Source organism: Pseudomonas acericola (SeqCode) (genome assembly GCF_053456465.1).
This window is the reverse complement of sequence record NZ_JBRFJB010000001.1, coordinates 1085537-1105302: the sequence shown is the minus strand read 5'-3', so window position 1 is coordinate 1105302 and position 19766 is coordinate 1085537. Positions and strand designations below refer to the sequence as shown.

Here is a 19766-nt window from a genome sequence, read left to right as displayed (position 1 = left end):
GTTATGCCCCTTCTGGTTGGAATATAAAAACACCATCGCTTTCTATAATTTTCCCACCCAAAAACGCACCGCCTTCTCCAAAAACATTACCGCCCAAATACCCTCCCGCAGCGCCGCCGATAATTCCACAGGCCAGCCCGCCACGTTCTTTCAAACGAACGGCAAACACGATCTTGCATGCACTACGGGCAATCTCCGCACCATACTTCCCAACAATCGCAGCCCCCGTAACACCCCCCACCAACCGCCCACTCTCCACATACTTCGCCCGCCTACACTGCGCATCCCGCCCCTCCACACACGCCTCCTTGATCTTCAACCCCGCAACCCCCACATCCATCGCCAACCCCACATAAGTCCCCTTCCCCAACCACTTCGACGCCCGCGCAATCGCCGCCATGCGCTTGGCATACCCATCGATCTCGCCCTTGTGCAGATAGCTCTTGGTGGAAATCCCCAACACGTTCTTCAACGACTGATTCCCGCGCAACCCCGTGCCAAACCGCGCCGCACCACGCACCTGGGTATCCAGCAATTCAAACAACACCTGACGCTGGCGGATAAACGCCTGGCGCTCCAACCCGCCCGCCTTCAAGCGCTGATGCAACTGCTCGATCTCCTCCAGCGTACGCAGCACCTCATCCAGATGCCGCGCCCAGGCCGAGGTCGTGCTACCGACGCCAATCGAGCCGTAGGTCAGCAAGCTCTGTAGCAGGTCATAGTCGTTGATCACTGCTGCGCCAGCCGCAGCATCCTGTTCCAGGTTGCGCCGCACTTCTTCCGCACGGCGCATCAACCACGCCTCCTCCCAGGAACAGGTGACGCTGTAGGTATCGGGAATCACCACCAGTTGTCCCGGCGTCACCAAGCCGTGGCGCAAGTGGTGATTCAATACATCAAAATGGTCCGAGCGCTCGCGGCTCAAGCCGTGGCCCATCAAGCGGGTTTTCAGACTGGTGAGATCAATCACCTCATTATTGATATAGCCCTGCGCCATGCCCCACATCCCGAATCCAATAGAGATGGCGTCGAAATATAAGCAAGCACTCCCGCCCCGGACACAAGCCCAGGCGGGTTGAAAATCAGTTTGGGAAGTTGCCTACATAGTCGAAGAAACACTGCTTACAGATACCACCCGAAACCCGTAACACCACTGCACCTGTGGCGAGGGAGCTTGCTCCCGCTGGAGTGCGAAGCGCTCCCAAGATTTTGGGGCCGCTGCGCAGCCCAGCGGGAGCAAGCTCCCTCGCCACAGGTAATTGCCAGCGCGGGCCCTGTCTTGGCGGAGTGGCATTCGCCTAATACCCGGTCATTTCCAGGTAACCCACCCCACCGTCGAACCGCACCGGCCCTTCCCAGTAGGGAATGCTCAGGTTCATCCAGGCATTCGGGTTGACCGCCTCGGTCGTGATATCCAGCTGCTTGCCAGGGATTTTCAGCGACCAGCGCGTGGGAATCCTGCGTCCATCGATGTCGGTGGTGGCCAAGGGCGTCAGTTGGATATCGGCGTTGCGCAAGGTCTGGGTGTGGCCCTGCCGGTCGATCCAGGTGCCGGTGAGGTAACCCGGGCCGTCCTGCTGGCGCACGCGGAACAACATCAATTGCTCGCCGCGATCCAGGTGCAGGGAAAACCAGTCCCAACCGCTCTGATTGGCGGCGAGGGGTTGGCTGCTCCATTCGCGATCCAGCCACGCCGGGCCGCTGACTTGGTAGGTGGTGCCGTCGATACGCACGCTGCCCGTGGCGCTGAAAAACGGCTGGCTGTAGTAGTACGACGCCTGGCCCTGGTCGGACTTGCGGCTGTAACCCTGCTCACCTTGCAGCACCAACGGGCGGCTGGAGGTCAGGTGCAGGTCATAGGCGAACTGTGCGCCGCTGGCCGTGAGTTGCATATCCGCCAACGGGCTGGCGGCGCCGGGGCGGGAGGCGAAGTTCCAGTCGTCGATCCAGGCGTTGAACGGCACCGCCTGTGCGCCCGCCTGGCCGATGCCGCCACGGGCGTAGCGTTCGGCGGCGTAGTGGCGCGTGGCGGAGGTGACGGCGGCGTGGCCCAACCAGACCGTCGAGTCGCGCCAGCCAGGTTGCGTCGGCCCGGCCTGGAGGGCGTTGCGAAACAGTGTCCATTGCACGCCAAACAGGTTGCCCTCGGCGTCCTTGAGGTTGGCGGTGACGTACCACCATTCAATGCGAAAACCATCATGGGGGCCGTGGTCCTCAGGAAAACTGAACACCTTGCCCGGCACCACCTGGGCAAAGTCCGCCGCCGCGCTGCCCAGGCCGGCGAAGCTTTCCTCGGGCGCCGGGGCTTTATCGCACCCACTCAACAGCAACAGCAGCGCCCCCATCAGCGGCTTAATCTTCATGGGCAAAGGTCCTCAACAAATCCGCCGGACGGCTGCGGTACAGCTGCCACAACGGCCAGGCCGACGCCAGCAACGTCGCCAGCAGCGCCAGGCCCAACAGTTGCGCAAGCTGCCACGGGAACACCTGCAACGGCAGGCGCCAACCGAATGCCTGCACATTGATCACCGCATCCAGGCACCACGCCAACAGCAGGCCCAGGGGCAGCGCGAGGATCAGCGTGAGCACCGCCAGCAGCCAGGTCTGCCCCAGGTTCAGCAGCATCAATTGCCGGCGCGTCACCCCCAGCGCCCACAGCGGTGCGAGTTGGCCGAGGCGGCTCTGGCTTTGGGTCAGCAGGCTGATAAACAACGCCACGCCGGCGACGCCGAGGGTCAGGCTGTTGAGCGCGGCGGTGGCGGCGAAGGTGCGTTCGAAGACTTGGCTGGACCAACCCTTGAGCTGCTGTTGATCGACGATGCGGCTGTCTTCCAGGGCAAACACCCGCTGCACTTCAGCCACCAACGCAGGCACATCGCGCGGCTGCACGCGCAAGTTGAAGCGCGCCGGTGACAGCGTCGGCCAGTGCGCCAACAGGTGGCGGGCATTGACCAGCAAGTGGCCCTTGGGGTTGCCGTAGTCGGCGTAGATCCCCACCACCTGCGGCGTCCACGCACCCTGCGGCGTGGGGATGGCCAGCGTAGCGCCCAACTGCACGTTCAGGCGTCGCGCCAGTTGCTCGCTGAGCATCACCGTGTCGCCTTCGAGCAATTGGTCCCAGGGATCACTCGCCGCCTCCAGCAACGGCCAGTGCTGGCGATAGGTGGGGTCATCGACCACGCCAAACAGATCCGCCGGCCAGCCTTGCAGTTGTACCGCGACCTGCCAGGTGGGCAGTACGGTCTGCACCAGCGGTTGCGCCTCCAGCCAGGTCTGCAAGTGTGCCGACTGCTGGGGATTTTGCGGATTGAGGTACAGCTCGGCCGTCAGGCGCTGCTCCAGCCAATGGGTGAAGGTCTGGCGAAAACCCGACGTCATGGAGCCCGCGCCGATATTCGCCGCCAGCGCCAACAGCAACGCCATCAGCGCCAGGCTCAAGGCCGGCAGTTGTTGGCGGCAATCGGCAAGAAACCATTGGCCGAGCACCGAGCGGCTGCGCCCCAGCACCGCCTTGAGCAGCCCGTTGAGCATCACCGGCAAGCCCAGTGCGGCGCCCAGCAACAAGGTCGCCATCAATACGAACCCGGCGGCCAGGCTATCGCCCAGCAGCAAGGACAGCAGTGCGATCACCAGCGCGGTCGTGGCCACCCAGCCCTGGCGCCGCAACCAGCGCCCATGGGCCTCATGCCAGGCCTGGGCGTTGGCCAGCGCCAGCAAGGGCAAGCGCGCCGCCCGCCACAGGCTGTTGGCGCCAGCAAGCAACGCCCCGAGCAGGCTCAACCCCAACCCGGCAGCCCACCAGCCTGGGCGCAGGCTCAGTTGGCCGGGAACCTCGGCGCCATACAGACCGCGCAGGCTGGCGGCCACATCCGGCAGCAACAGGCTGGCCAGCAGGTAGCCGCTGGCAACCCCAAGCACACCGCCGAGCAAGGCCAGCACGCCCAATTCCACCCCCAGGCTGAGGATCAACAACCGCGCGCTGACCCCGCAGGCGCGCAACGTGCGCAGCAGGCCGCGACGTTGTTCCAGGGCCAGGCCGATGGCGGCGTGCACGATAAACAGCCCCACCACAAAGGACAGGAAGCCCAGGGCATCAAGGTTCAGGTGGAAGCTTTCGGTCAGGCGCGACAGGTTGTTGTCCTCGCCCTGTTTCAACTGCAAACCCTCCGGTGGCCTGGGATGGCTTGCCGCATAGGTCTTGTCCACCAGCAAGCGCGACAAGCGACCGGGCATGTCCAGCAGCGGCTGGGCAAAGCCGATATCGGTCAGCAACACGCCGGGCGCCATGTCCTGCTGGGCTTGCAAGGGTGGCAACACGTGGCCGCTCAGCGTCATCGGTTGCTGCCCCTCACGCAGCCCCAGGGCCTGCAAGGTTTGCGGAGCAATCCAGGTACGCCCCGGCGGCGCAAAAAAGGCGAGCATCTGCGCCTGGCTCAAGCGCTGCCCCGCCACCGCACCGCTGCCCGGCAGCGACACCGGTTCGATCCCCATCAACTGCAAGCGCGTGTCGGCATGCCCCTGCAGTTGCACCCGCCCCTGCACCACCGGTGACACCGGCCACCCAGCCCGGCGCAACTGGGCAAACAGCGCCTGGGGGAAACTGGCCCCGTCCGGCGCACTGAGGCTGGCCTGGGGTTCACCGCCGATCAATTGGCTGGCGCGCGCGTAACTGTCCCGCGCCTGACTGTTCAGGGCCTGCACCCCGGTGAGCAACGCCGTGGCCAGCCACAAGCCGGTGAGCACACTGAAAAACTGCACGGGATGGCGCCGCCAATGGCTCAGCAGCGCGCGCAACGCCCAAGAAAATACGGCCATCTCACACGGCGCCCGCAGGCACGACACGCCCGCGATGCAGCACCACCTGGCGGTCCAGACGTGCGGCAAGGCGCGGGCTGTGGGTGACCATCAACAGGCTGGTGGGGCTGTCGCGCAACAGTTCCAGGAGCAATTGCAGGACATCATCGCTGGTGGCTTCGTCGAGGTTGCCGGTGGGTTCGTCGGCCAACAGCAATGCCGGGCGCGAGGCCAGCGCCCGGCCTACCGCGACCCGCTGCTGCTGGCCACCGGAAAGCTGTTCGGGATAGCGCTTGAGCAAATCCCCCAGGCCCAGGCGCTCCACCAGTTGCGCCTGCCAATGCGCATCGAAGCGCCCCGCCAGCCGCGCCTGGAAGGCCAGGTTGTCATCCACGCGCAAACTGCCGATCAGGTTGAACTGCTGGAACACCAAGCCAATTTGCGTGCGTCGCCAATGGGCGAGTTGGGCTTCATTGAGTTGATCCAGGCGCTGCTCGCCCACCGTGATGCTGCCGCCATCCAGCCGATCCAGGCCGGCCACCAAGTGCAGCAAAGTGCTCTTGCCACTGCCGGACTCGCCCATCAGCGCCAGACTGCTGCGCGCTGCCAGATGCAGATCCACACCCGCCAGCACCGCCAACGGGCCTTGCGGAGTTGCATAGCTTTTAAGGACACCTTGCACCTGCAACATGGGAGCACTCACCAATGGACTGCAACCGAGGATAACGGCTGGCTGGCGCGCCCACGCAAATTTTTCACATGGATTTCACCGGTTGCCCACCAGCCGTTCTCTACATTACCGGCCATGCGTCACCGGTGGGCAACTTGTTAGTTGCTCCACCGGGCAACTTTATAACCGCAACGCGTTCAGCGAAAAGACAGCAGCCCTGTGACAGCCTCCTGTTTCACTAAGGGCACTCGCCAAGCCATTGCGCCTAACTAGTACAACATTGCCGACGGTGCCCATGGTGAATGAAGTGGTTGACCTTACCCTGACCAAGCCGCGCTTGCCCCGGGCCTTTTTCAAGCGCCTGCGCAGGCTCTGGCTGGGGATTGGCGTAGTGGGTTTGCTGCTCGGTTGCAGCTTGCTGTGGCCCGCGTCACCACGGGACCTGGGCGTCGGCAATCGCCTGCTGACCTCGCAAGTGATGCCGCTGTGGCGTGACGGTGACGTGATCGTGCTGGTGCGCCATGAAGAGCGCTGCGACCGTTCGTCCAACCCGTGCCTGGGCCCCGTCGAAGGGCTGACGGTGAACGGCAGCCAGCAGGCCGAAAAGCTCGGCAAAGCCTTTGCTGCATTGGGTATGGCAGGCAGCGACGTGTTGGCCAGCCCGGCCATCCGCACCGCCCAGACCGTGCGTTTCATGTTTGGCAAAAGCGACTTTACGTCCGGCGAGCGCGCCGTTTGCGGCACGGCCATGGGTGAAGAATTGCTCAGCCACAAGGCCCCGGGACGCAACCTGGTATTCGTCACCCACAGCGGTTGCATCGCCGACTTCGAGAAGAGCCTGGGTTTCCCCCACGCCACCTTCCCGCAATACGGCAGTTCGTTGTTCGTGCAAGTGCTGCCAAACGCCAAGTTCAAAGTATTGGGCATCGTCAACAATCAAAACTGGCCCAACGCGCTCAAGCAGTTCTAACACTTCTCCATGTTCAGCCAAACGACAGCCATCTTCTGGCATGTTTAGTTGTGCCTGTTAGTTAAGGATGTCATGAACATTTTCAACAACTTAGTGGAAACTTCGAAGGTTTGCGCTATGACTTCTATGTCCCAACTTCCATCCATCGAACGTCAAGGAGCGACGTTTTCATGATTCGCTTTAAACCCCTGCATCTGCTGCTGTTGGCTTTCGCCGCGTTTTATCTGTTGCCCCTGGGCCTGCACGGCCTGTGGATCCCGGATGAAACCCGCTACGCCCAGATCAGCCAGGAAATGTTGCTGAGCGGCAACTGGGTCACCCCGCACTTCATGGGTGTGCGCTACTTCGAAAAACCGGCCGCCGGCTATTGGCTGATCGCCCTTGGTCAAGCGGTGTTTGGCCAGAACCTGTTCGGCGTGCGCATCGCCTCGGCCTTGACCACTGCGCTCAGCGTCTGGCTGGCCTACCTGGTCGCGCGCCGCATGTGGCACGACCCACGCAAAAGCTTCGCGAGCGCCCTGCTCTACCTGAGCTTTGGCCTGGTTGCCGGGCAAGCGGGTTATTCCAACCTCGATCCGCAATTCACCTTCTGGGTCAACCTCAGCCTCGTCGCGCTGTGGTTTGCCCTCGACAGCCCCACCACCCGTGGCCGCCTGATCTCGTGGACGGTGTTGGGCGTGGCCTGTGCCATGGGTTTCATGACCAAGGGTTTCCTCGCCTTGGCCCTGCCGGTGCTGATTGCCCTGCCGTATATGCTCTGGCAGCGCCGCCTGGGTGAGTTGCTGCGTTATGGCCCGCTGGCCGTGGCGGTGGCGTTGCTGCTGTGCCTGCCGTGGGTGTGGGCGATCCATGTGCAAGAGCCGGACTACTGGCGGTTCTTCTTCTGGAACGAACACGTGCGCCGCTTCACCTCCGCCACCGCGCAACACGCACGGCCATGGTGGTTCTTCCTGCCGATCATGGTGGTGGCGTGCCTGCCGTGGGCGGGGATGCTGCCGGCCACGCTGACCAAGATGTGGCAACAACGGCGCCAACCGGCAATCGCCTTCCTGGCCTTGTGGATGCTGCTGCCGCTGTTCTTTTTCAGCCTGAGCAACGGCAAGCTGCCGACCTACATCATGCCGTGCCTGCTGCCCCTGGCGCTGTTGATGGGCCACGCGTTGACCGAGCTGCTGCAACAAGGCAAATCCCGCGCGATCTGCCTCAACGGCCTGCTCAACTTTGCCATCGGCATGGTTGCGATGGTGACGCTGATCTACCTGCAAATCAGCAAGCCGCCGTACGGCAACAGCCATGCGGAGATGTTCAGCCTGTCGCTGATCTTTATCGTGCTGCTGGGCTGGATCCTCGCCAACCTGCTGCAAGCGTTCCGCCCGCTGACGCTGTGGGCGACGCCGGTGTTGGGCATTGGTTTGCTGGTGATCCTGTTGCCGGCGAGCATGCCGGCCCAGGTGACCGACAACGAGATGCCCGACCAGTTTGTGCTTGAACACCTCGACGAGCTCAAGCAAACCAGCGCCTTGCTCAGCAACGAACTGGAAAGCGCCAGCGCCCTGGCCTGGCGCCTGCAACGGCCAGAAGTGGGCTTGTACGAAACCGAAGGTGAGCTGCGCTACGGCCTGCAATACTCAGACAGCGTGCAGCGCAAAATCAGCCTGGACCAAGTGCAAGGCTGGCTCAAAGACGCGCGCCAGAAAGGCTCGGTTGGCGTGCTGGTACGCGCCGGCAGCAGCAGCGAGATGCGCCAAGTCGGGCAACTGCCCCCCGGCGGCACCCGCTATGACAAGGGTTACCTGCAACTAATCATCTACCCGAAACTGCCATGAACCGGCTTATTCCAAGCCAACACCGCGCCCTGCTGCTATTGCTCGCCGTCACGGCGCTGATGCTCTTGCCGGGGCTCGGCGGCCGTGACCTGTGGGGCCCGGAAACGCGCTGGGCCGACATCGCCTTGCACATGCTGCAAACCGGCGACTACTTCGACCCCTACCTCAAGGGCCAGCCCTACTACGACAAACCCCTGCCCTCCTACTGGCTGATCACTGGCCTGGCGCACGTGCTGGGCGGCCTCGGCCCGTGGTCACTGCGCCTGCCTTCGGTAATCGCCGCGTGGCTGAGCGTGTGGCTGGTCTACCTGATCGGCGAACGCCTGCTGCACAAGGGCACCGGCCTGATTGCCGGCTGGATGCTCGCCACCACCTTCTACTTCATGTTCTGGGCACGGGTCGCCACGGCGGATGTGCTCACGGTGTGCGGCGTGCTCGCAGCGGTGTGGTGGTATTGGCGCGGCCCGGAGGACACACGGCTGGGGCGCTACACGGTATTTTTCCTGCTGCTGGCGCTGACGTCGCTGTTCAAGGGCTTGATCGGCTTCGTGCTGCCGGGCCTGGTGTTGCTGCCGCATGTGCTCAGCGAGCAGCGCTACAAACGCCACCTCAACCTGCGCCTGTTGCTGGCGCTGCTGATTGCCGCAGCGGTCTATGCAGTGCCCTTCGTGTTGTCGCATTTCTACGGCACACCGACCTACGGCCAAAGCGGCCTGGCCCTGGTGTTCCGGGAAAACGTGGTGCGTTTCTTCGACCCTTTCGACCATATGGGGCCGATCTACACCTACCTGATCTACCTGCCCGCCTACACCCTGCCATGGGCGCCGTGCTGGTTGCTCGGCCTGTGGCTGGCCGTGCGCCACTGGCGCACTACGCCGCCCAATGTGCGCTGGCTGGTGTGGGGCCTGGGCCTGCTGTTTGTGTTCTTCACCGCCAGTGGCAGCCGACGCAGCTACTACGTGCTGCCCCTAGTGCCCTTTGCCCAACTGCTCGGCGCCTGGTGGCTGCACGAATACCTGCTGAAAAAACCCACCGCACGCCCGCGCTGGCGCATAGGCTTCGCCATCGCCGCCAGCCTGTTGCTGCTGATCCTCGGCGTGGCCTACCCCTGGACCAACGGCAACGGCGGCGTGACCCGCTTCGCCGACGACCTGCGCGCCGAAGCGGTCAAAAGCGCGCCCTGGAAGCAATGGCAAATCGTGCTGGTGGAAGCCGACAACAAACTGCCGATGTATCTGCAAAACGGCGGCAAGCCCTTCTACTACATCGGCGAAAACCAGGACTTCCCACGCCAGGGCGACAGCGCCGCCTTCATGGCCTGGCTGGAGAAAACCAGCGGCCAGCACTTCGATCCCCAGCACACGATCATCGTCGCCCAATACACCCAGGAGGACCCGACGCCGTTGGCGTATCTGGGGGTGGATCATCAGGTGATAGTGACGCAACCGGACAATGGGGAGCGGTTGTTCAAGGTGCGTAAGGAAGGCAGTGTGGCGTACGTGCCGGCACGTCAATAGAGCCGAACGCTCTACCCCTTGGGCAGGCTGGCCGCATGAATAAAGGCTTCATCCAGACTGCTGGCGCCATACGCGGCCATAAAACCTTGTGCATCGGTAAAGCGATTGAAACGCTGCTGGCTAAGCATGTAGAAGTCATCGCAGTGAGTGATGACTTCATCAACGTTATGGGATGAAACCAGCACCGCGACACCCTCCGCCGCCGCGCCCTCCAGGCATTTCCAAATGTGGTAGCGAAATTCGGGGTCCACCCCTGCCGTGGGTTCATCCAGCACCACAAGATCCGCATTCGCGCAGAGCAGCGACAACGTGAAAAACCAACGTTTTTCCCCATAGCTGCAAAGGGACGATTTCTTGTTCCAGATTTCACAATAACGGTCTGCGATGCCCGGACTCCACTTGTCGATTTTCTCGAGCGCGTGCCGTTGCGTCATACGTGTGTCAGCACAAAAAATCATCGCCATTTTGAAAATATCAAACATGCGAAACACCGCCGGCGTACTGATGATTTGCGACAGGTAGAGCAGCTTCGAAAACGAACTGCTTATGACGCCGCCCTGCGCCTTCTTCAGACCACAGAGCACATCAAAAAAAGTGGTCTTGCCCGAGCCATTAGGGCCCAACAGACCAGAGATAGCGCCCGCATCGACCTGCAACGAAGCACCGCGAAACAACACGTGACGCGTATAACTGACATCGAGGGAATTCACGATCAACTGTTTCATCAGTAGCGACTCCATACCGGATTCACACTTAAAAAGCGCAAGGTTATGCAAAATGAACACATAAACAAAACAACGATGACCACGACTATGGGCAAGGACTCAACTACGCCAAACTGCATAATCTGGTTGGCCCACCACATGGGGTTTAAATGTGCGAACATCCCAAGCAAGGGGTTTTGCCCCAGGCTGATAATTCCCAGTGCAAGCATCATGAAGGACAATATTGAAAATACGGTATTGGTGTTTTGAAAGCCCATTGGGATCAGCGTCAATAAAAGCGCAGGCGTGGAAAACAACAAAAAACAAATATAAAACCGCCCCACAACCACAACCAGCTCAGCAAAACTCATCACACCAAAATAGGCACGAGTAAATACATAAAACGCCGAACAATAAAGAACCGACATCGCGGAATAGGCTAAAAACTGCCCAACGATAAAAACTGTCTTGGTCTGGCGCGTGTACACAAATGACCGAAGAAACCCGCTCTCCCTTCGCCCGACAATGTAAAACGCCAGACCAAACAGGGCCACACTCGAAGAAACGAAAGAATAAAACCAGGAAGTACTTGAAAGATAACCGTCGGGCACCTCGCCCAGTGGGGCTCTCGTGTAACTAATCAAGTAGAAGGTCACCACAGGAGAGATGAAAACCCAAAACAGCGCAATGGGTTCCTTCAATTGTTCCTTAATAAAAAGGGCGGCCAACAAAAACGGTTTAGATAATGGGTAATAGCTCATCACTCACCTCATGGTGAACGGCACCTTGCCCGAACAAGATAGTTTTTCTAGAAAAACTTTCAAGCGTCACTGAAAAAAACCAAACAGTATCTTTAGGAAGTTTCATTCAAGCCAACAGGAAAACCAACTATTGCATATAGCAGCACCGTCAAAACCATTTTTTCCGACAGTACTAAGTCATTATAATTTTTGGCTTTTGCAACTCACGCTTTTACACGGAAGAATGGCTGCCCATTTAAAAAACGTGTGACGGCCTCAAGAGTGCACTGACAATTCGCAAAGCCATCCGACAAACGGCGTCAGAGGTCTGGCTTTCCTGCAAGCTGCTGTGCCTTGACCTCCACCCCCACCACCTGCTCCCGCACCACCCGCCCCTCCGCCCGATTGCGGATAAACCCCGTGCGGGTAAACCGCTCAAGAAACGGCACCGACAGGTTCTGCTCCGGTAGCGCGCTTTGCGTCGCATCCCCGAACAAGCTGTACGTCGCCGTCGGCAAATGCCGTGTGTTCACTTCACGGCTAATCCGCCCGTTCTCCAGGACGATTGCGCGGTTGGTCACCCGTTGCAGGTCGGACATACGCTGGGAGATATAAAGGATGGCCACCCCTCGGCTGCGCTGGGAATCGACCAGTTCCAGCAGGCGCTCGGCGTCGGGGTCGGACAGGGCGGCGGTGGGTTCGTCGAGGATCAGCAAGCGCGGTTGCAGGGCAAAGGCGCGGGCCAGTACCAGCAGTTGGCGGTCGGCCTGGCCGAGGCGTTCAACCGGCAGTTGCAGCGGCAGGTCCAGGCCCAAGCCGGCGGCGATGGTTTCGGCGCGTTGGAGGAGGTTTTTGCGGTTGAGCAGGAAATCCGCGCCGGGCAGGCACAGTTCGTCGAGCAGCAGGTTTTCGGCGACGCTCAGGCCCGGGGCGATGCCTTCGTCGGGGCGCTGGTGCACCGCGACAATCCCCACCCGGCGTGCCGACAACGGTGAAATAAACCGTTGCCGCACCCCATCGACCCACAACTCACCGGCATCCGGCGCCAAGGTGCCGCCGAGGATGTTGACCAAGGTGGACTTGCCCGCCCCCTCCACACCCAACAAACCCACGCCTTCGCCCGGGTATAGCTCCAGGCTGACCTGATCCAGCGCCCGTTGGGTGCCAAAGGACTTGCACAGGTCACGCGCGCGGACCAGGGGCTGGGGTGCAACGGCAACGGGGTTGCTCATGGCTAATCTCTAATGCGCTACGGTGACTCATTCCAGCGCGACGAGGCGCTGATTTACTCCGTGTAACAATGAGTTAGGTGGCGAATTAAAGGCAAAGCCTTATGAACAATCCAATAGCTGGATCGCATATGGATTGGTTTTTCGGTTATATGCGATGGGCGGCCAAAGTGTTGAATCCATTCAGCACCAGACCGGTGTGGGAGCTGGCTTGCCTGCGATGCAGACACCTCGGTACATCAGGCACACCCAGTTGATGCCATCGCAGGCAAGCCAGCTCCCACAGGAGAATGCGCCAGCTCCAGAGACTCGGTCGGCTACTAGGCCGCCGCGCTTTGCTTTTGATCTTGATCTTAGGCGCCCCGTTAAACACGCTGGCCGGAATTCGACAGGGATTTGGGGGGTAAACCGGCAGGGATGCCGGTTTAGCCGCCCCGCGCCATGGATGGCGCGTGGCGGCGGCCCCCCAAATCCATGTCGGATTACGGGCACACCGAGCCTAAGCGAGGTGCCGAGTGTTGGGGCAAGAGCCCTTTTGGTTACTTTTGGGGCTCTTTTCCAAAAGTGACCCGCCGTAAGGGCGGAACCATAAGCAGCCGTAACCCAAATAATGGATATGTACACCGACAGACCGCTATCGCAGGCAAGCCAGCTCCCACACAAACCTGCTCACACATCCAATCGCTGTCAGGCTTCAGATCCGACGACGGCGATTCAGTGCAGGGATAGCGGTTTCAGCAACAGCCACTTGCTCAACCTGCGCCACGGTACACGCCGCCAACTGCACCAACGTCGGCTGACTGAACAACGTCCGCGCATCCACCTCCAGCCCAGCCTTGCGCATCCGCGCCACCACATTCACCGCCAGCAACGAATGCCCCCCCAGTTCAAAAAAGTGGTCATACCGCCCCACCCTTTCCAACTTCAACACCTCGGCCCAGATCCCGGCCATCACCGTCTCAACCTCCCCAACAGGCGCCACATACGCGCGGCTGAGCACCGACGCCAAACCAGGCTCCGGCAACGCCTTGCGATCCAGCTTACCGGCCGGATTCAGCGGCAAGGCGTCAAGTTGCACAAACGCCGCCGGCACCATGTACTCCGGCAGTTGCTCCAGCACATGGGCACGCAACACCTCCGGGCTCGGCGCCTCGGCACGCAGGGTGAAATACGCCACCAACCGCTCATCACGAATCAGCACCGCCACTTCACGCAACGCCGGATGCCCCGCCAGGCACGCTTCGATTTCCCCCAGCTCCAGGCGCACACCACGCAGCTTGACCTGGAAGTCGTTGCGCCCAAGAAACTGCAGGTCACCATCCGGCAAATACCGCACCAGATCGCCGGTGCGATACAGGCGATCACCCGCCACAAACGGACTGTCGATAAACCGCTCGGCGGTCATCTGCGCCAGCCCCAGATAGCCGCGCGCCACGCCGACGCCGCCGATATGCAAGTGGCCGCTGACGCCCATCGGTACCGGCGCATCGTGTTCGTCCAGCACATACAGGCGGGTATTGCTGATCGGCCGGCCAATCGGCAATTGCAGCGCGGGCACGCAGGCACCCGGTTCAAGGGTCCAGGCGCTGCTGTCCACCGTCGCTTCCGTGGGGCCATAGACGTTGTGCAAGCGCACCTGCGGCAAGCGCGCCTGCACGCCACGGGCCAGGGCCTCGGTGAGTTCGCCGCCGCCACACAGCACATCGGTCAGGCTGCTGCACAACGCCGACTCTTCCAGTTCAAGGAACTGCTGCAACATCGCCGGCACGAACTTGATCACGCTGATTTGTTCATCACGAATCACTTGCGCTAGGTACGCCGGTTCGCGATGCCCATCGGGCCGCGCCAGCACCAGGCGCATGCCATTGGCCAGCGGCCAGAACAGCTCCCACACCGAGCCATCAAAGCTGAACGGCGCACGTTGCAACAGCGCGCCACCTTCGGCGTTCGGGCACAGCTGCGAGCCCCAGTGCAGCAGGTTGGTCAGGCCGCGGTGTTCGACCATCACGCCCTTGGGCGTGCCGGTGGAGCCCGAGGTGTACATCACGTAGGCCAGGCTGGCGGGGGTCAAGCCCGGCACCCGTGGGTTGCCGGCGGGGGCCTGCTGCCAGGTGCAGCGGTCGAAGTCGAACACCGGGATCGCCACGTCACCGGGCAAGTCGCGGGTGGCGCCCTGCACCAGCAACGCCACCGGCTGGCTGTCGTGGAGCATGTAGGCCAGGCGCTCGCGGGGATAGCTTGGATCCAGCGGCACATAGGCGCCGCCCGCCTTGAGAATGGCCAGCAACCCCACCACCAGGTCGAGCCCGCGCTCGACGCACAGCGCCACCCGCGAATCCGGCTGCACCCCGCGTTCACGCAGGCAATACGCGAGCTGGTTGGCGCGCTCGTTGAGTTCACGGTAGGTCAGTTGCAACGTGCCGGCCTGCACCGCCACCGCATGAGGGATATGCCGCGCGTGGGCCTCAAACAGCGCTTGCACGGTCTGGGTTTCGTCGTGGTCGATGGCGGTGGAGTTGAAGTCCACCAGCAGCCTGTGTAGTTCGCTGGCGGGCAGCACAGGCACGTCGCGCAATGGGCTTTGCGGGGCATGCTCAAGGGCGTCCGCCAGACCGTTGAGCACCGTATCGAGGTAGCCCAGCAGACGCACGGCACCAACCTGGCGCGGCGCCTTGGCCTTGAGGCGAAAGCCGCTGGCAACGTCGTCCACGGTGAGCATCAGCGGGTAACTGAGGATGTCTTCGCTGCTGAGCAAGGCGATGCCCGGCCCCAGCTCCGACGCAGTGTCTGCAGCGGTATGCCGATAGTTGAGCAGGCTGTTGAACAGCGGCGCCACCTGGCTGCAACGCTGGGCCAGGGCGAGTGAGGCTTGTTCATGGACGAGCAGCGCGCTCAGTTGGCGGTGGGTGTCGCGCACCGCCTCGACCACACTTTGCCCGGCCAGGCACAAGCGCAGCGGCAAGGTGTTGATGAACATGCCGAGGGCCCGATCCGCGCCCTCGCCTGCCTGCAAGCGGCCGAGCAATACACTGCCGAACACTACATCATCACGGCCAGCCACACGGCTGAGCACCTGGGCCCAGGCCAGGTGGAACAGGCTTGCGGCGCTCACGCCCAACGCCCGTGCCTGCGCGCGCAAGCGCTGGTTGAGGGGTTCGCCCAGCGCCTGCTCGGCGGCTTCGGTGTCGGCTGGCTGTGCCCGATGTTCCTGTAGGCCGAAGGCCAGGGTCGGCTCGTCGACATCGGCCAAACGCTCACGAAAGAAGGCTTCGTGCGCCGCCTGACGCGCGGGTAGGCGGGCCTGCGCGACCACATTGCGATACGGCACCGGCGCGGGCAATCGCGCCTGTTCACCGCGCAGATGAGCACGTATTTCATCCAGCAGAATGGTGGTGGACGTGGCGTCATTCACCAGGTGATGGAAGCGCAACCGGGCGACCCAACGCTGCTGCTCCGGCTCCTCGCGATAGTCCAGGGCCAGTAACGGCGCCTGGCGCAAATCCAGCGGTGCACAGGCTTCGCGCAGCGGCTCGACCCGCAGCGTCGCCTCGCGCCACACCACTTGCATCGGCTGCTCAAGGGCGTCCCATACCAGGCTGGTGCGCAGGATGTCGTGGCGGTTGATCACCTGTTGCAGCGCCTGGGCAAATGCATCCAACTGCGCGCGGTCGGCAAAGCTGAACAGCGCTTGCTGCTGATAGGGATCGTGCTCATCGGTGAGGTGGTGGTAGAGCAACCCTTCCTGCAACGGAGCCAGCGGATAGATCTCCTGCACATTCGCCGCACCACCGGGGATGCCGGCGACGATGCGATCCAGGCTGGCCTGATCCAGCGTGGCCAGGGCCAACAGATCGGGGGTGAGGACGGCGCAATCGGCCGGCACGCGGTTGGCCGGCACGTCGCTGTCGCGGCCCTCGCTCACCGCCGCCAGGGCCGCCAGTGTCGGCTGGCCGAACAACACCTGCACATCGGCACGCAGGCCGGCCTGGCGCATGCGTTGCACCAGTTGCACCGCCAGCAGCGAGTGCCCGCCCAGTTCGAAAAAATGATCGTGGCGCCCCACTGGCCCGACCTGCAACAGATCGGCCCACAGCTGCGCCAGAGTGGTTTCCACCCCCTCGTGCGGGGCCTCGAACACACGTGTGACGAAGGCGTCCGCGGTCGGTGCCGGTAATGCTTTGCGGTCGAGTTTGCCGTTGGTGGTCAGCGGCAACGCCGCCAGCCGGGTGTAGGCCACGGGCAGCATATAGTCGGGCAACGAAGCTTGCAGATGGCTGCGCAACGCTTCAATTGCCAGCGGCTCACGCTCGATAAACCAGGCCAGCAGTTGCCCTTCGCGACACAGCACCACCGCGTCCGCAACCTGCGGATGCGCGGCCAGCGCCGCTTCGATCTCGCCCAGTTCGATGCGTACGCCACGGATCTTCACCTGGTCATCGTTGCGGCCGAGGTATTCCAGGTTACCGTCGGGCAGCCAGCGCGCCAGGTCGCCGGTGCGGTACATCCGCCCGCCTGTGTTGGGGTCATCGACGAAGCGCTGCGCCGTCAGGTCCGGCCGGTTGAAGTAACCACGGGCCACGCCTTTGCCGCCGACGTACAACTCCCCCGCGACGCCAATGGGCACCGGGCGCTGCTGCGCATCCAGCAGGTAGACGCAGGCATTCGCCACCGGCGCGCCAATATGCAACGGCTGCCCCACCTCGACGCGGCCGGAGGTGGCAACCACCGTGGCTTCGGTCGGCCCGTAGTTGTTGATCACGGCAAAACGCTGCGCCTGGGGGAATGCACGCAGTCGGTCGCCGCCGATGAGCAAGGTGCGCAAGGTCGGGTGGCCCAGGCCCTGGCTGAAGGCGTATTCGGCCACCGGCGTTGGCAAGAAACACACGTCCAGCGGTTGCTCGCGCCACCAGTGCAGCAGCGCGTCGATGTCCTCCGCGCCGTCATGGGCCGGCGGCAGGTGCAAGGTGGCGCCCACACACAGCGCCGGCCAAACCTCCCAAGCCATCGCATCAAAACCAAACCCGGCGACACTCGCTGTGTGGCTGCCGGCCTGCAAGTCGAACGCCCGGCAATGCCAGTCCACCAGGTTGCAGACGCTGTGGTGCTCGACCATCACGCCCTTGGGCAAACCGGTGGAGCCGGAGGTGTAAATCACATAGGCCAGGTTCGTCGGGCTGACCGCAACACGCGGCGTCTGGTGTGACGGTTCCGATACCTGGCCCAGCGTAATCACGGGCACCGCCAGCGTGGGCAGGCGATGCAACAGCTCGGGCTGGGCCAGTACCAGCGCCGGCGCGCTGTCGTGAAGCAAGTAATGCAAGCGCTCGGCGGGATGGGCCGGGTCGACCGGCACGTAGCAGGCGCCGGCTTTGAGAATCGCCAACAACCCCACCAACGTATCGAGGCCGCGCCGGGCGAGGATCACCACCCGATCATCCGGCTGCACGCCGTGGGTCAGCAGTTGATGGGCCAAGCCATTGGCCTGTTGGTCGAGCGCGGCGTAGGTCAGCGCTTGCCCCTGATACCGTGCCGCAATCGCCTGCGGCGTACGCTCGACCTGCGCTTCGATACGCCCGTGCAAGGTGCGCGGCTCAACCACCGGCCGCGCCGTGGCATTCCACTGCTGCAACCGGGCCTGCTCAGCCGGGGTCACCATCGCCAGTTCGGCGACCGGCAACGCGCGGTCGTCCAGCCCCTGCTCCAGCAGCCAGGTCAAACGCTGCGCCAACGCCTGCACCTCGTCGTGCTGGAAATACCCCTCGTTGTACACGCAATGCAGGCTCGCACTGCCCTGCTGGCGGTTGCTGCGCAGGTGGATGGCCAACGGCAGCGGCTCATGCAGATTGGACACCTTGACCGCCCGGGCCTGGACGTCGCCGTAGCGCAGGTCATGGTCGTCCTGTTCGAACGACAGCGACACCTCGAACAACTGCTCGCGCCCGCTGCGGCGCAAGCCCAGCTCGCGGTTCATCTCGCTCAAGGGAAAGCGCTGGTGGCGGAAATCCTGCTGGAGTTGGTCACGCACGCCACGTACCAATTCACCAAAGGGCAGTTGCGCGTCGAACTGCAAACGCACCGCACTGACCTGGGCAAACAGCCCGACCGTCGCGCGAAAGCGGGCGTTGGCGCGGTTGAGAATCGGCACGCCCACCACCCATTCCTCACGCTGGCTGGTGCGGGTGAAATACACATGCATCGCCGCCAGCAGCACATGAAACGCCGACGCCTGGTAACCCTTGGCAAGCTGCTCCATGCGTTCGAGCAAGGCCAGCGGAAACGCCTGCACCCAGGTGTTGCTCGGCGCCTTGGCGGTGTGGCGCGGGGTGAGCAGCGGCTCTGGCAAGGTCTGGTACTTGTCCAGCCAATAGGCGCGGTCACGGGCATAACGGGGAGACTGTCGATAACTCAGGTCGGCATCGATAAAGTCGCGATAGGACGGCGCCAATCGCTCCACCGCTAGCCCCTGCTCCAGGGCGCTGTACAGGCCGGCGAGGGATTGCAGCATCTGGCCAAAGCCCCAGCCGTCGAGGATCAAGTGGTGGGCCTGAGTGCCGAGGCGGTAGTGCTGGCTGCCAAGCTTGACCAGGAAAAATCGGAACAGCGGCTCGCCTGCCAGGGCATAGGGCCGGGCCATCTGCGCCTGCATCAAGGCCTGGAACGCAGCGAGGGGATCAGGCTGCGCCGACACGTCATGCAGTGCCACCTCGGCCGCCATCTCGGCCACGAAGGTTTGCTCGGGCAAACCCTCGGCGTCGCCATGCACTTGGCTGCGCAGCGCATCGTGGGTCGCCACCAGCTGCGCGACAGCTCGCTCGATCAGCGCCGGCACCACGGCGCCGGCAAAGTCCACGTAGCCACCGATGTTGTACAGCGGCGAGTCGCCTTGGCGCAGTTGGTCGAGCCAGATGTCCTGTTGGGCGGCGGTGAGGGGCAAGCGGGTCGGCAGGCAGGGTAAGGGCTGCATAAGATCCTTCTCATGGGTATCAGGCACTGGCCGCGCAGGAAGGCCCACTACGGCGAAATTGCCGGATTTGAGCATGGGGTCCGGGGCCTGTCTGTCACCCTAAACCCGGACATCCAAATGGATGGAACCGGGCTTGGCTGAAGGCCCACCGCTGAAACGATTAAATGGATGTAGGACATTCGCTATGACTGGCCGATGTCGATTGGCTGGACGTCGCCAAAATGAAAATAAATTATCTTTTATTTCAATAACTTAACTAACATTTAAAATTATCTTTCAGTTTTCTCAGGCGGAAAACACTGTCAGAAACGTCGAATTAATGACGTTGTTTTTATGGCAGCTTGTGTCACGT

11 protein-coding genes are annotated in these 19766 nt (G+C 62.4%); 3 read left to right on the top strand and 8 right to left on the bottom strand.

Going from position 1 to position 19766, the window contains the following annotated elements; genetic code table 11:
• Position 1: 1 nt before the first annotated feature.
• The 4 genes from ACU688_RS05080 to ACU688_RS05065 form a co-directional block, all read right to left on the bottom strand.
• Complete coding sequence (locus ACU688_RS05080; protein WP_448183880.1) at positions 2 to 997, bottom strand: hypothetical protein; 996 nt, start codon at positions 995 to 997, stop codon at positions 2 to 4.
• A 301-nt stretch (positions 998 to 1298) separates the two neighbouring features.
• Positions 1299 to 2363: a lipocalin-like domain-containing protein gene (locus ACU688_RS05075; protein WP_448183879.1), complete on the bottom strand. Its 1065-nt coding sequence runs from the start codon at positions 2361 to 2363 to the stop codon at positions 1299 to 1301.
• Positions 2353 to 4815 carry an ABC transporter permease gene (locus tag ACU688_RS05070; protein WP_448183878.1) on the bottom strand — a complete coding sequence of 821 codons (2463 nt, stop codon included), beginning with the start codon at positions 4813 to 4815 and terminating at the stop codon, positions 2353 to 2355. Before ACU688_RS05070 ends, ACU688_RS05075 begins: the two co-directional genes overlap by 11 nt.
• A gap of 1 nt (position 4816) precedes the next feature.
• A complete protein-coding gene (locus ACU688_RS05065) occupies positions 4817 to 5485 on the bottom strand; it encodes an ABC transporter ATP-binding protein (protein WP_448183877.1) in 669 nt (222 codons plus the stop codon).
• A gap of 274 nt (positions 5486 to 5759) precedes the next feature.
• On the opposite strand from ACU688_RS05065, the gene pmrG reads away from it, so the two are divergent.
• The 3 genes from pmrG (at position 5760) to ACU688_RS05050 (ending at position 9777) form a co-directional block, all read left to right on the top strand.
• Positions 5760 to 6434, top strand: coding sequence for a lipopolysaccharide core heptose(II)-phosphate phosphatase PmrG (pmrG, locus tag ACU688_RS05060; RefSeq protein WP_448183876.1), 675 nt, complete (start codon positions 5760 to 5762; stop codon positions 6432 to 6434).
• 170 nt (positions 6435 to 6604) lie between these two features.
• Entirely contained in the window at positions 6605 to 8260 is a 1656-nt protein-coding gene (gene arnT, locus ACU688_RS05055) for a lipid IV(A) 4-amino-4-deoxy-L-arabinosyltransferase (RefSeq protein ID WP_448183875.1), read from the top strand.
• The gene (locus ACU688_RS05050) at positions 8257 to 9777 is read left to right on the top strand and encodes an ArnT family glycosyltransferase (protein ID WP_448183874.1); all 1521 of its coding nucleotides are present in this window, start codon (positions 8257 to 8259) and stop codon (positions 9775 to 9777) included. Before arnT ends, ACU688_RS05050 begins: the two co-directional genes overlap by 4 nt.
• Before the next feature lie 11 nt (positions 9778 to 9788).
• On the opposite strand, the gene ACU688_RS05045 is transcribed toward ACU688_RS05050, so the two are convergent.
• From ACU688_RS05045 to ACU688_RS05030, 4 genes are all read right to left on the bottom strand, one after another.
• Positions 9789 to 10502 carry an AAA family ATPase gene (locus ACU688_RS05045; protein WP_448183873.1) on the bottom strand — a complete coding sequence of 238 codons (714 nt, stop codon included), beginning with the start codon at positions 10500 to 10502 and terminating at the stop codon, positions 9789 to 9791.
• Positions 10502 to 11242, bottom strand: coding sequence for an ABC transporter permease (locus ACU688_RS05040; protein WP_448183872.1), 741 nt, complete (start codon positions 11240 to 11242; stop codon positions 10502 to 10504). Before ACU688_RS05040 ends, ACU688_RS05045 begins: the two co-directional genes overlap by 1 nt.
• A gap of 299 nt (positions 11243 to 11541) precedes the next feature.
• Positions 11542 to 12453: an ATP-binding cassette domain-containing protein gene (locus ACU688_RS05035; protein WP_448183871.1), complete on the bottom strand. Its 912-nt coding sequence runs from the start codon at positions 12451 to 12453 to the stop codon at positions 11542 to 11544.
• A 691-nt stretch (positions 12454 to 13144) separates the two neighbouring features.
• Complete coding sequence (locus ACU688_RS05030) at positions 13145 to 19414, bottom strand: amino acid adenylation domain-containing protein (protein WP_448183870.1); 6270 nt, start codon at positions 19412 to 19414, stop codon at positions 13145 to 13147.
• Between the last annotated feature and the right edge of the window lie 352 nt (positions 19415 to 19766).

Coding starts and splice junctions, on each gene's coding strand:
- ACU688_RS05080 (WP_448183880.1), bottom strand. CDS start 997: ATGGCGCAGGGCTATATCAATAATGAGGTGATTGATCTCACCAGTCTG.
- ACU688_RS05075 (WP_448183879.1), bottom strand. CDS start 2,363: ATGAAGATTAAGCCGCTGATGGGGGCGCTGCTGTTGCTGTTGAGTGGG.
- ACU688_RS05070 (WP_448183878.1), bottom strand. CDS start 4,815: ATGGCCGTATTTTCTTGGGCGTTGCGCGCGCTGCTGAGCCATTGGCGG.
- ACU688_RS05065 (WP_448183877.1), bottom strand. CDS start 5,485: ATGTTGCAGGTGCAAGGTGTCCTTAAAAGCTATGCAACTCCGCAAGGC.
- pmrG (WP_448183876.1), top strand. CDS start 5,760: ATGGTGAATGAAGTGGTTGACCTTACCCTGACCAAGCCGCGCTTGCCC.
- arnT (WP_448183875.1), top strand. CDS start 6,605: ATGATTCGCTTTAAACCCCTGCATCTGCTGCTGTTGGCTTTCGCCGCG.
- ACU688_RS05050 (WP_448183874.1), top strand. CDS start 8,257: ATGAACCGGCTTATTCCAAGCCAACACCGCGCCCTGCTGCTATTGCTC.
- ACU688_RS05045 (WP_448183873.1), bottom strand. CDS start 10,502: ATGAAACAGTTGATCGTGAATTCCCTCGATGTCAGTTATACGCGTCAC.
- ACU688_RS05040 (WP_448183872.1), bottom strand. CDS start 11,242: ATGAGCTATTACCCATTATCTAAACCGTTTTTGTTGGCCGCCCTTTTT.
- ACU688_RS05035 (WP_448183871.1), bottom strand. CDS start 12,453: ATGAGCAACCCCGTTGCCGTTGCACCCCAGCCCCTGGTCCGCGCGCGT.
- ACU688_RS05030 (WP_448183870.1), bottom strand. CDS start 19,414: ATGCAGCCCTTACCCTGCCTGCCGACCCGCTTGCCCCTCACCGCCGCC.